Consider the following 13,154-nt stretch of genomic DNA (forward strand, 5'->3'; position numbering starts at 1 on the left):
TTTCCTTCTTAAGAATGTGCTGATTTACGTTGTGGACGAACCACTGCAAACCGGCACTACATTGCAATAATTCAACGTTTACATGATACAAACGATTAATGGTTTCGACTTGTAAAACATGATGAGCATCGCCTACGCCTTGCACTTTATCTTCACCAAGTAAAATCAACTCATCTGAAAATTGAGCGGCAAGACTTAAATCATGTAATACCATTATAGTAATCAGATTTTTCTGTTTCGTATAGGTGTAAACTTATTCTAATAGATTAATCTGATAATTATTCTTCGTAAGCTTCGTCAGTTAACGTTTTTAAGAATGCTTCTAATGCATTAATCTCTTCATCTGTAAGCGGTTTGGCTTTTAAAACATCAGGATTAATGGTTGGAGCATATTCGGCTTTATCCCACGCTTTTCCTGTTTCAGGATTGATTTTACGATTAGGATTATTAAAACTGTCTTTAAATAGCAAAACGGTTTTTAAATCACGGAAAACGCCGTTATGCATATAAGGTGCTGTGACACCAATGTTACGCAATGTTGGCACTTTAAATTTACCTTTTTGCTTTTCATCGCCTTTTACCATTGGATTATCCAATAGTCCATTATCCACATAATCAGCCGCAAGTTTATTTAACTTAATTAACGCTTGGTTACTTGGCACGCCGATATTGTAATAGCGATAATTCGTAAAGGTCTCTTTTACTGAATTCGCGTCACTTGATTGATGGCAATTACTGCAGTTTGTTCGTGTTTTATCGAAAAATAATGCCTTACCTTCCGATTCAAGTGCGGTCAATTCCGCTTCATTTTTTAATGCACGATCATATTTTGAAGAGAATTGCGCAAATAATTCATGCTTTTCGAACTCTGCAATGGCTTTTTCCATAATGGCATAGATTCTGTCGGTATCAGCCCAAATACTTTCACCATAAATATCTGTAATTGCCTTGTAATAAATTGAATTTGCTTTTAGACGTTCGACAATCGATTTTTTATCTGGCATGCCCATTTCCACTGGATTAATAGGTGGACCACCTGCTTGCTCGGCTAAATCTTTTGCACGCCCATCCCAGAATTGTCCGCCAACATAATCTTGAGTTTTTTCATCAAAATGAAAATCTGGTGAAAACATCGCATAAAGTGCCGTGTTGGCATTGCGATTACCATGAAGATGCGGATTATCTCCCTCGGAGACCATTTGATTTGCCGAATTTTTACGTTGATCCACAAAGGCCGTACCCGGGTTGTGACAAGTTGAGCAGCTTTGTGTTTTATTAAAAGAAAGCGATTTATCAAAAAACAGCACTTCACCCAATCCTTGATAATTCAATTCTTTTCCTTTAGCTTGATCAGCTAAGGTATAATTGCTCTGTATCAAAGGTGCAAACAATAAAATAGAAAGCCATTTTTTTTGCATCGTGTTCTCCAAATATTCAAATTATAGATAAAAAATAATCCAACAAAGCTTTGCTGGATTATAAAAGGAAAATAATTTTCTACAAGCCGGTGGCCATCTTAATGCGATCAGCAAACATACCAATACTCACGCCGAAATAGTTTGATTTGTTCCAATCTAAAATTGTGCGGTAGTTATTGGAGACCAAGAATGCACGGCCAACTTCTTTATCGGGACGAACTAACCAAAGATCGGCTTGCGAAAGTGCGGTCAATTTATCTTGTTCTTGTTGGCTGAAGCTCGCTAAGGTGATACCTTTGGATTGCCAGTCACTTAATGAACGAGCTTTGTTTTTCTCAATGCCTGAAAGCGATAAATCTAATGGTTGATTTAATGTGACTTCAACGCCCCAAGGCAATTTGTTATCCCAACCTACAGTGTGAAGATAATTTGCAATTGAAGCAAACGCATCAAATTGGTTCGTCCAAATGTCCTTCACACCATCATTATTACCATCTGCCGCATAATTCAAGAATGCACTTGGCATAAATTGAGTTTGTCCCATTGCGCCCGCCCAAGAGCCTAACATTCTGTGACGTTGAATATGATCACGTTCTAACATTTTCATCGCATTCACAAATTCTTTACTGAATAAGGCTTCACGTCTGCCATCAAATGCTAATGTGGCTAAAGCGGAAAGCACATCATAGCGACCTTGGTAGTGACCAAAGCTACTTTCCATACCCCATAAGGCAAGGATATATTCCTGTTGAACACCATAACGTTGGCTTGCTTGTTGTAATGGCGCTTGGACTTCCCAATAACGCTCTGCGGCAATATCCACTTTGTTTTGAGTCAGTACTTTATTCAAATAATTGGTTGTGCCGTTTGGATTGGGTAATTGAGGTTTATCTGCACTACGTTTACTTCTACCCGCTTGTGCACGATCTAAATCCACGGCCTTTTGCATATACTGAATATTATTCTGCGCATTTAATACTGAAGCCGATACACCTTCAGCCGCTGCTTTACCTTTTAAAAACTGTACATAATCATTGAAGTTATTTAAAGTTCTCGGTTTACTATAAATAGCACTACTATTTACCATTGAAACGCTCGAGCAGCCCACTAATAAAAGTGCGGTCGATAATGCCGTCATTTTTAACGTTGAGATTAAATTCATTTGTTTTCCTTTTTTAATTATCAAAATATCGCATTATTTGCGTAAAAATTGGTTATAAACCGCTTTCAATAACGAGGTTGGTAATAAGCGAGAACCTGAACGCAAGACAAAGGTGAATAGGCCTGAAAATAAACCTTGAATACCTAAGCGGTGTTTCAATTTAAATAAACGCCATTCTGCTTTCGCTTGGTTTAAACCTCGACGACGCCCGACCATGCCATTACCCACGCGGGCATAAACTAAAATGTCCGGCAAGTTTGCCACGTTTTGACCTTGTGCTACAAGCTTAATCCACAGGTAATAATCTTCCTGTAAATCCTCATATCCACCACAATTAATGACCGCACTTTTTTGATATGCCACCGTCATGTGATTGAACGGACAACGTTTTTGCGTAAATTTAACGATATCTTGTGCATCAGTCGGCACATGACGATATGCCACGATGTCTTGAATATTTTCGCCAAACTCAGCAATCTGCCCACCAAAAATAATCGTATCCGGATGTTGCTCAATAAACGCCACTTGTTTCGCAAAACGCTCTGGCACACAAATATCATCTGTGTCCATACGGAAGACCCAATCGTGAGAACAATGTTTTAATCCTTCATTGAGTGCTTTGCCTAAGCCTAAGTTCTTTGGCAACTTCACTAAGTTTAAGGGTAATTTGGTTTCGAATTCAGCAACCACGGCTTCCAATTCTGGTGTTACCGCACCATCAAACACCAATACGATCTCATCTGCTGGATGGGTTTGAGCCACTAAACTTTCAAAACATTCTCTTAAATATTGTGGATTTTCCTTAACGTATAAGGACATTAAAACTGAAAATTTCATACTTCTCTATCTAATAAGTTATCTATATAAACCGTTTCAAATTAATTGCCAATTTAGGTGAAATTAGAACCACAAAGGCAATAATTAGCTGCTTAATACTTTTCGTTAATTTAAAAATCTCAAAATAGTAAAAAGCCGCTTTACGGGATAAATTCATTATATGTGGGTAAGCCAACATATATTGTGCGTTGATGGCAAAATTCTTTTCTTGCTCTGCCGTTTTCACATAATTTTCACGGATATAATCAATCGCTTTTTGCGTATTAGTCGTATCCGTTGATACGCTAGAACGCTTAGTATGGAACGTACAATAAGTTAATGGTTCTGCTACTTTACACGCTTTAAACGTAGGATCTTGCACAAGTTTCAGCAAGAAATCATAGTCTTCCAATGAACGAAGTGCGGTTGATAATCCGCCAATTTTTAAAAACAGATCTTTTTTCACCCCAATCATCGGCATACCACCAATTTTATTCGCCAGTAAAATTCGTTCAACGCTGATCTCTTGTGGCTCAATTGGGTTGGTCACATAGCTAAAGCCTTCATTCACCATTTCACATTTAGCTGGATGGTAAACAAAGTTAACATCAGCATGCTCGGTAATCACATCGGCTAATTTCTGACATTTATCATTTGCAAAACGATCATCATCATCAAGGAATAACAACCAATCATTATCGGCATTTCTTGCCCCGATATTACGGCTTTCTGCTGCCCCTTGGTTGGTTTCGTTACGAATAACTTTAACTGCAAATGGATAAGATTGTGTCACTTCAACGGGTTCTTTAGAACAATCATCCACAATCACCACATCAAAATTATAAGTGGTTTGCTTGGTTAAACTTTCCAATAACGCAGGAATTTCTTCTTTCCGATTATAAGAAGGCACGATGATACTAAACATCTTTCGGCTCCTTTTGTTTAAATAAAATAAGTTGTTTACCGTGAGTGCCAAAAAGCGATAAGAACATCAGCATGACAAACATAATGCCCGGGAAAGCAAAGGTATCCGCTTTGATGTTACAGAACGCTAAAATCACGAAAGCAGAAAGAATAAATTTCCAGCTGCCATCAAACCAATTTAAGGCGACTTTGTGTACAAAATAGAATGTCACGGCAAAACACACTAAAGCATAAGACACGCCACCATAAAGAATTTGGCGTAAGAAACCAGAATCCGTATGCCCATAGTAACGGCCAACTTCTAACTCACCGGTCATATACATCCCATCACCATAAATAAACTGTTTAAGCGTTGGCATGAACAGGTGGTTTTTCATCAACGTATCGGTTGACGAACTGACGAATCCTGCTCCGTGCAATAAATTGATCACGGGTTCTAAAGCATGTGCCACATAAGGATTTTCTGGTAAGAAATACGCCAATAATAAGACTAAAACGGCGAATGCAATGAGTGATGGCACATAACGCCATTTGAAATACACTAAAATGCTTACGACGGATAACAGAAGGAATGTGCGTCCTGAAATTAATCCGATACATAGCATAAAAAACACTAAAATACTTGGAAGTGTATTATGTTTAGCGTTGTAAGCGAGCAAGAAATGCAACAGCATTAAATAGAATAAACTCAACTGGAAAAAAGCCGTTGCGGTGATGTTATATAGGCGATATTCCTGCTCTGAACCATAAAAACGTGCGGGCAACACTGCATTGGTTGAAAGCAAGAAATCGATCATAAATGATGCGCCGAGCAAGCCAATGATGCCCACTGCAAATTGCACCACAACACCAATTTGCAAATCTCGCACGACTCGTTGTTGTCCGTTTGCATTGGCATAAAACGCATTATACAGTCCCACGCCTAAGAGGAATAAAATCAATTCCTTCACATACATGGTGATAACTGAAAGATCTTTTGTGCCATTAAGTAATAACGGAATCACACTGAAAACAATCAATCCACCTAAAACAGCAAGACTGTCTAAAGGCAGAATGATGCCTTGCGGTTTCTGCTTTTTAATGTACTGATAAGCCAAAACAACCAATGCAGCCAAGCCCGCGACGAATGACATTCGTACGACATGGAACAGCCAAGGATCGTAAAGATAAAAAAGGTTAAAAAGTGCGGTCATTTTTACGTTATTTTCCTAAATTCTTTTTCACCGCTAAGATTTTTTTGAGCGGATATTTAATTAATTTCTTCACTAAATTATTAGATTTTGAACCACGAATCGCTTCCAAATTACTCACTAATTGTGGATTTTCAATGGCCACAAGCGGACGAACCACATTGTTATTAATCTGGAATTGGGTTTCAAATAATAAGAAATCATCAGCAAGCCAAAACGGCTTTTCTTGTTTGAGTTGCTTTAAAAATGCACGTGCCGCTGATTTTTTAATTAAGTATGCTACCGTGCCTGCAAAATAACTTTTATATGGGTAAGCTACGGTGACATCACCCACTGTTTGACGTAAAAATGAGAAGGTTGTCGGATAATTAATTTCCAATTCCACATCATCAAATTCCGCAATTTTTGACTGCCCGATTAATACAATATCTGCATCGCATTTTTCGGTTAAAAGTGCGGTTGTGTTTGGCGATAAATTAGCGTTAAATAACGCATCATCTTCACAGACTAACGCATAGTCATTTTCCGTCACATTTTGATCTTCTACGATCTGACGATAAACCGCTAAATGGCTTAATGTACAACCAATTTCGCCTTTTGTGACGTTGCGTCCATAATGCTGTTCAAACTTCGTTGGATTGAATACTTCAGCCAATTCATCCCACTCTTTTTGCATGGTATTAATCGCTGAAAATACAGCAAAATCGGCGGTATCAGGTTGAGCAAAAAACAGCTCACGACGCTGAACATCTTTATCTAGTGAAATCAAATATTTATTCATCATTATCTCAATTTAGTTTTTGCGTTATTTTGATTGCAACAAACGAAAATAGTTGCAAATTATACTAAAGAAATAGCCAGTTGGCATTGCTTTTAGCTCGGAGACAAAAAACAACCAAAAAAATAACCGCACTTTAATTGCTTAAAGCGCGGTTAATCCTAAATATGTTTTTCTTTCTATTAAAAAATTGCAACAGCTAAACCAACTACAACACTTAAAGAAAGTACTACTGTTAGCATCGCGTAACCAAAATCACCCATTTTAATTTCCCACTTGTTTAGTTAAAGATATCCTATTCTAACAATAAAGTACGTTTTTTCAAAAAATTTTTATAATCTGCTTAACCTCTTTAGTTTCAATCTTTATAATAGAAAAAATTTTCTAGAGGCAAAATTATGGCAACAATTAAAGATGTCGCGAAGATGGCTGGTGTTTCAACTACCACAGTTTCCCATGTAATTAATAAAACCCGTTTTGTAGCAAAAGAAACCGAAGAAGCGGTGATGCAAGCCATTAAAAACTTGAAATATTCACCTAGTGCTGTTGCGCGGAGTTTGAAAGTCAATACGACAAAATCTATTGGGATGATTGTTACCACTAGTGAATCCCCTTATTTTGCTGAAATCATTCATGCCGTTGAAGATCATTGTTATCGCCAAAGCTATTCATTGTTTTTATGTAACACACAAAATGATCCAGAAAAGATTAAAAACCATTTAGACATGCTTGCCAAAAAACGTGTAGATGGCTTATTAGTCATGTGTTCTGAATATACATCCCATTCACTTGATATCCTTTCTAACGCAGCTGACATACCAATGGTTGTAATGGACTGGGGGCCTAATACTGATACAGATGTCATTGAAGATAACAGCTTTACGGGCGGTTATATTGCGACTAAGCACTTAATTGATTGTGGTCATAAAGCTATTGGTCTTATTGCGGGGGAATTGGATAAAACTACCGCAAGAACACGTTATGAAGGTTTTGTGAAAGCCATGAATGAAGCCAATCTGCCAATTCATGAAAATTGGATTATGGAAGGTTTCTTCGAGCCTGAAGATGGTTACGAGTGTATGAATAAAATTCTCGTACAAGACAGCCTACCTACTGCTGTCTTCTGCTGTAATGATGTGATGGCATTAGGTGCAATTTCTGCTATTACAGAAAAAGGCTTGCGCGTGCCTGATGATATTTCGATTATTGGCTATGACAATATTCACTCATCACGTTTCTATGCACCGCCACTCACCACGATTCACCAATCTAAATCACGTTTAGGTGCACAGGCGGTTAATCTGTTATTTGAACGAATCGCCAATAAAGATAACGACAGCCACGAAAAACATCGTATTGCGATCCATCCAGAATTGGTACTACGAAAATCAGTCCGTACACTTGCATAAACATTAAATTTTTTGACCGCACTTTAAATTTTATCTAAAAAAGTGCGGTCTTTTTTTTACTTATTTTCAGCTTTTTTGATTTAATACAAGTTTTCGACGTATAGCATTTGATCCCGATACATATTTTTGATTATATCTCTCCTGGTTTTATTTTATTTTTCTTTATCGGAGTTCATATGACTAATGAGTATCGCACTCTCCGCCATAATATTAATATGTTAGGGCGTTTTCTTGGGGAAACCATTAATGATGCACAAGGCGAAGACATTCTTACCTTGATTGAAAAGGTTCGCCAATTGTCCAAACAATCTCGAGCGGGCGATAGCCAAGCCCGTAAAACATTGTTGGATACCCTTTCCACCATTTCTAACGAAAACATTATTCCCGTTGCGCGTGCATTCAGCCATTTTCTTAATCTGACGAATATCGCTGAACAATACCAAACGGTCTCTCGCCAACATAAAGATTTACAGTCCTCTAACCGTTCTTTGAGTGCTTTATTTCAACGTTTAAAAGCACAAAATGCCTCAAAAGAAGAGGTTTACAAAACCGTTGAAAACTTACTTATTGAGCTTGTATTAACGGCACACCCAACCGAAACTACACGTCGTTCTTTAGTCCATAAACACGTTGAAATCAATAAATGCTTAAGTAAATTAGAGCACGATGATTTAACGCCGAAAGAACGCGGCATTATTGAACGTCTGTTGCTTCGTTTAATTGCTGAAGCTTGGCATACTAATGAAATCCGTACTGTTCGCCCTACCCCATTCGATGAAGCAAAATGGGGCTTCGCCATGATTGAAAACAGCCTATGGCAAGGAGTACCAGAATTCTTACGTCAATTAAATGAACATGCTCGTGAATTCTTAGGCTACGATTTACCTGTGGGCTTACGCCCTGTCAGAATTTCTTCTTGGATGGGGGGAGACCGTGATGGTAACCCGTTTGTTACCTCAAAAATAACCCAACAAGTGCTCTATCTTGCTCGTTGGAAAGCATCGGATTTATTCTTAAATGACATCAAATCCCTTACCGATGAATTATCAATGGTGAAATGCACGCCAGAATTTACCGCAAAATATGGTGAGCATTTAGAGCCTTATCGTTTTGTGGTCAAACAACTTCGTGAAAAACTTATCGCGACCCTTGATTACTTTGAAGATTGCATGGCTAATCGTCCACCACGCGTAAGCCAAGCGGATATCATCATGGAAGATAATCAACTTTGGGAACCGCTCTATGATTGCTATCAATCATTAATGGCGTGTGGCATGCGGATTATTGCCAATGGTTCATTATTAGATATTTTGCATCGCATTCGCTGTTTTGGGGTCACGCTTTCACAAATGGATATCCGTCAAGAAAGCACGCGTCATACCGATGCGATTGCTGAAATCACCCGTTATCTTGGTATTGGTGATTATGCACAATGGAACGAAGCTGAAAAACAATCTTTCTTGGTACGTGAATTAAATTCTCGCCGTCCATTAATTCCAGCCCATTGGGAGCCGTCTGCTGAAACCCAAGAGATTTTAGATACGTGTAAAGTCATTGCCCAACAAAAACAAGGCGTGATTGCTTGCTATATTATTTCAATGGCAAGAAGTGCCTCTGATGTGCTTGCTGTGCATTTATTATTAAAAGAAGCGGGCGTGCCTTATCACATTCCTGTCGTACCACTTTTTGAAACCTTAGATGACTTAGATGCCTCTGAAGGTGTCATGCGTCAATTGTTTAATATTGGTTGGTATCGTGGCGTGATTAACAATCATCAAATGGTGATGATTGGTTATTCTGACTCAGCCAAAGATGCGGGAATGATGGCAGCTTCATGGGCACAATATCGTGCACAAGAAGCATTAGTCAATTTAACCGAAGAACTGGGTATTGAACTCACTTTATTCCATGGTCGTGGTGGTACAATCGGTCGAGGTGGCGCACCTGCACATGCGGCATTACTTTCTCAACCTCCACGCTCACTCAAAAATGGTTTACGTGTGACTGAACAAGGGGAAATGATCCGCTTTAAACTGGGTTTACCCGAAGTTGCAGTTGAAACCTTTGATCTTTACGCAAGTGCGATTTTGGAAGCAAACCTACTTCCACCGCCTGAACCTAAGGCAGAATGGCGTGCGGTCATGGATGAGCTTTCCGCTACTTCATGTGACATTTACCGTCGTGTTGTTCGTGGTGATAAAGACTTCGTGCCTTATTTCCGCAGTGCTACACCGGAACAAGAACTGTCTAAACTACCACTTGGATCTCGCCCTGCAAAACGTAATCCAAATGGTGGCGTAGAAAGCTTACGTGCCATTCCATGGATTTTTGCTTGGATGCAAAACCGTTTAATGCTACCAGCATGGCTTGGTGCAGGGGCGGCAATTCAAAAAATTGTGGATGAAGGCAAAGGTCATATCATTGAAGAAATGTGTAAAGCGTGGCCATTCTTCTCTACTCGTGTGGGCATGTTAGAAATGGTGTTCAGTAAAACCGATACTTGGCTTTCAGAACAATATGATCATAACTTAGTGAAAAAAGAACTTTGGTACTTAGGTGAAAATCTGCGTAATCAACTCAATGCGGATATTAAAACCGTGCTTTCGCTTTCTCACAAAGATGAATTAATGGCGGACTTGCCGTGGATCGCCGATTCTATTGCGTTACGTAATGTTTATACGGATCCACTTAATCTCCTTCAAGTGGAATTGCTCCGTCGTTTCCGTGAATCGCCTGAAAACCCAAGCTCTGATGTCGAACAAGCCTTGATGATTACCATCACAGGTATTGCCGCAGGTATGCGGAATACGGGCTAATTACGGCAACTAAAAATAAGTGCGGCCAAAAATAATGATAAATTTGACCGCACTTTTTGTTTTGTATTTCTTGCGGTATCATACGCACAATTGACTTAATGAAGGAAAACCCAATGACAACTGATATTCAAAAACTCGATCCCGATGCAGCGATTGATCTTGCTTATGATATTTTCTTAGAGATGGCAGGTGAAAATCTCGATCCCGCTGATATTATGCTATTCAATCTGCAATTTGAAGATCGTGGAGCTGTCGAGTTTGTCGAAACAGCAGACGATTGGGAACAAGAAATTGGGGTGTTAATCGATCCTGACGCTTTTGCTGAAGTTTGGGTAGGGTTAGTGAATGAGAAAGATGAAATGGATGATGTGTTTGCAAAATTCTTAATTTCACACCGAGAAGAAGATCGTGAATTCCACGTTATTTGGAAAAAATAATCACTCTTCTCTATATATCAATTGATAAACTAAAACCGGTTTAATTTTAAATTAAACCGGTTTTTGCTTAACAAATTCGTGGTAAAGGTTCGTTGCGTGGTAAGTCTAATAAACGACTTTGACCGAAAAGACCAACAGCACGAACTTTGCCATCAGTCGTTACCTCGCCGATTACGGTCGCATTTTCACCTAATGGATGGCGACGAAGTGCGGTCAGAATTTCTGCTGTTTTTTCTTTATCCACCACAATCACCAATTTACCTTCATTAGCAAAATTTAATGCATCCAAACCGAGTAATTCGCAAATACCGCGTACTTCCTGACGAATCGGTAAAATCGTTTCATCAATTTGAATCCCCACTTTCTGTGCCTGTGCAAATTCATGAAGTACCGCATTCACACCACCACGAGTTGCATCGCGTACAGCTTTAACCCCTTCAATCGGACGAATACAATCAATAAGCGGGGCAAGCACGGCACAATCACTGCATAAATCTGTTTGAATACCGAGATTTTCGCGTAAATTCAAAATGGTTGCACCATGATCACCCAAAGTACCACTCACGATAATCTGATCACCTGGTTGAATGCGATGTACGCCCCAGTCAAGTCCGTTTGGAATCACACCAATGCCTGCCGTATTGATAAACACTTTATCTATCGCGCCTTTTTGTACCACTTTGGTATCACCGGTTACCACTTGAATACCGGCTGACTGGCAGGCTTTTGCCATGGATTGAATCAATTTTTTTAAAGTTTCTAGTGGTAAACCTTCTTCCAAAATGAAACCACAGGATAAATATTTTGGTACAGCACCACATACCGCTACATCGTTAGCTGTACCACATACAGCCAATTTGCCGATATCACCACCAGGGAAAAAAATCGGATCAATCACAAAGCTATCGGTAGAAAATGACAGAGTCCCACCTAAAGCATTCAACTCTTGTAAAGCAATGCGAGCCTGATCTTCGCCTTGTGAAAGTATTGGGTTATCAAATGCCTCGACAAAATAATCGCGGATCAACTCTTGCATTGTGGCACCACCATTTCCGTGTGCCATTGTAATAAAATCAGTCATTGTTTTATTCTCGTCTGTATTGATAATAGGCCGCACATGCCCCTTCGGAAGACACCATCAACGCACCATAAGCATTGTCTGGATTACATTTTTTAGCAAATAATGGGCAATCCGCCGGCTTGCATTTACCGATTAATACATCACCGCAGCGAGAGTCAGGATCATCTGCAACTTGATGTGGCTGACAAGCAAAATGAGCTTCTGCATCAAAGCATTGATAATCATCTGTCAGTTCTACACCCGATTCGGCAATTTCGCCCAATCCACGCCATTCGCTGCTGGCTTTCAAGCGGAATACTTCGCTTATTGCCTGTTGAGCCAACAGATTGCCATGTTGGTGCACAATGCGTTTATACTGGTTTTCCACTTCACAGCGTTGTTCAGCAATCTGTGTTACCAACATTAAAATTGCTTGTAGGATATCTAAAGGTTCAAAACCAGTGATCACAAAAGGCTTATGATAGGTGTCACACAATTCTTGGTAAGGTTCAGAACCAATCACCATGCTGACATGACCGGGCGCAATAAAGCCGTCAATTTTTACTTGTCCTTGCGACAATAAGCTGTGTAATGTCGGGATGATAGTAATATTTTGGCATACCACAAAAAAGTTTTTTAACTGCTGTTTTTTCGCTTGTTGCAAGGTAATCGCGGCACTTGGCATCGTCGTTTCAAAACCGAGTGAAAAGAATACGACTTTTTTGTCTGGATTATTTGATGCGATATTCAATGCATCGAGCGGTGAATAAACGATACGAACATCCGCGCCCTGAGCTTTGGCTTCTAATAATGAGCCTAAACGTCCGCGCACTCGCATCGCATCACCGAAAGTACAGAAAATGACTTCTGGACGACGAGCAATCTCAATACAGACATCAATTCGCCCCATCGGTAAGACACATACTGGGCAGCCTGGACCGTGAATAAATTCGATACTTTTCGGTAATAAACGATCAAGCCCAAATTTAAAAATGGTATGAGTATGTCCGCCGCAGACCTCCATCAGATATAACGGATTTTCTGGCGTAAAGTGCGGTTGTTTTTCCATTATTTTTTGTAATCGCTGCAACAGACTTTTAGCCAGTTCAGGATCACGAAATTCATCAACAAACTGCATTTGATG

The 13,154-nt window shown here is 39.4% G+C and carries 11 protein-coding genes and 1 pseudogene; 3 read left to right on the forward strand and 9 right to left on the reverse strand.

What is annotated here, in order from left to right; all coding sequences use genetic code 11:
• Positions 1-8: 8 nt before the first annotated feature.
• The 7 genes and pseudogenes from ACXVWB_RS07645 to ACXVWB_RS07675 form a co-directional block, all read right to left on the reverse strand.
• Positions 9-280, reverse strand: a pseudogene (locus ACXVWB_RS07645) (ABC transporter ATP-binding protein); the annotation flags it as partial.
• Positions 279-1,418, reverse strand: a complete 1,140-nt coding sequence (locus ACXVWB_RS07650) for a cytochrome-c peroxidase (protein ID WP_289902074.1) — start codon at positions 1,416-1,418, stop codon at positions 279-281. The pseudogene ACXVWB_RS07645 and the gene ACXVWB_RS07650, both read right to left, overlap by 2 nt.
• 79 nt (positions 1,419-1,497) lie before the next feature.
• Positions 1,498-2,580 (reverse strand): lytic murein transglycosylase, encoded by a 1,083-nt coding sequence (locus ACXVWB_RS07655; RefSeq protein WP_289902073.1) that lies wholly within the window; start codon positions 2,578-2,580, stop codon positions 1,498-1,500.
• A gap of 33 nt (positions 2,581-2,613) precedes the next feature.
• Complete coding sequence (locus ACXVWB_RS07660; RefSeq protein WP_289902072.1) at positions 2,614-3,417, reverse strand: glycosyltransferase family 2 protein; 804 nt, start codon at positions 3,415-3,417, stop codon at positions 2,614-2,616.
• A 22-nt stretch (positions 3,418-3,439) separates the two neighbouring features.
• Positions 3,440-4,321, reverse strand: coding sequence for a glycosyltransferase family 2 protein (locus ACXVWB_RS07665; RefSeq protein ID WP_289902071.1), 882 nt, complete (start codon positions 4,319-4,321; stop codon positions 3,440-3,442).
• Positions 4,314-5,513, reverse strand: coding sequence for a hypothetical protein (locus tag ACXVWB_RS07670; RefSeq protein ID WP_289902070.1), 1,200 nt, complete (start codon positions 5,511-5,513; stop codon positions 4,314-4,316). Before ACXVWB_RS07670 ends, ACXVWB_RS07665 begins: the two co-directional genes overlap by 8 nt.
• Positions 5,514-5,520: 7 nt before the next feature.
• Complete coding sequence (locus ACXVWB_RS07675) at positions 5,521-6,291, reverse strand: glycosyltransferase family 25 protein (RefSeq protein WP_289902096.1); 771 nt, start codon at positions 6,289-6,291, stop codon at positions 5,521-5,523.
• A 395-nt stretch (positions 6,292-6,686) separates the two neighbouring features.
• On the opposite strand from ACXVWB_RS07675, the gene purR reads away from it, so the two are divergent.
• The 3 genes from purR to ACXVWB_RS07690 all read left to right on the forward strand — a co-directional run bounded on the left by purR (position 6,687) and on the right by ACXVWB_RS07690 (position 10,950).
• A complete protein-coding gene (gene purR / locus ACXVWB_RS07680; RefSeq protein WP_289902069.1) occupies positions 6,687-7,697 on the forward strand; it encodes an HTH-type transcriptional repressor PurR in 1,011 nt (336 codons plus the stop codon).
• Between the two features lie 176 nt (positions 7,698-7,873).
• Positions 7,874-10,513: a phosphoenolpyruvate carboxylase gene (ppc, locus tag ACXVWB_RS07685; protein ID WP_289902068.1), complete on the forward strand. Its 2,640-nt coding sequence runs from the start codon at positions 7,874-7,876 to the stop codon at positions 10,511-10,513.
• Between the two features lie 113 nt (positions 10,514-10,626).
• Positions 10,627-10,950, forward strand: coding sequence for an HI1450 family dsDNA-mimic protein (locus ACXVWB_RS07690; RefSeq protein WP_049357433.1), 324 nt, complete (start codon positions 10,627-10,629; stop codon positions 10,948-10,950).
• Between the two features lie 67 nt (positions 10,951-11,017).
• Here the strand turns inward: ACXVWB_RS07690 and hypE are convergent, their stop codons facing one another.
• Together hypE and hypD are read right to left on the reverse strand one after the other, a co-directional pair.
• The gene (hypE, locus tag ACXVWB_RS07695) at positions 11,018-12,031 is read right to left on the reverse strand and encodes a hydrogenase expression/formation protein HypE (protein WP_289902067.1); all 1,014 of its coding nucleotides are present in this window, start codon (positions 12,029-12,031) and stop codon (positions 11,018-11,020) included.
• Between the two features lie 4 nt (positions 12,032-12,035).
• Positions 12,036-13,148 (reverse strand): hydrogenase formation protein HypD, encoded by a 1,113-nt coding sequence (gene hypD, locus ACXVWB_RS07700; protein WP_289902066.1) that lies wholly within the window; start codon positions 13,146-13,148, stop codon positions 12,036-12,038.
• Between the last annotated feature and the right edge of the window lie 6 nt (positions 13,149-13,154).

The organism is Haemophilus sp. SZY H53, assembly GCF_054332375.1.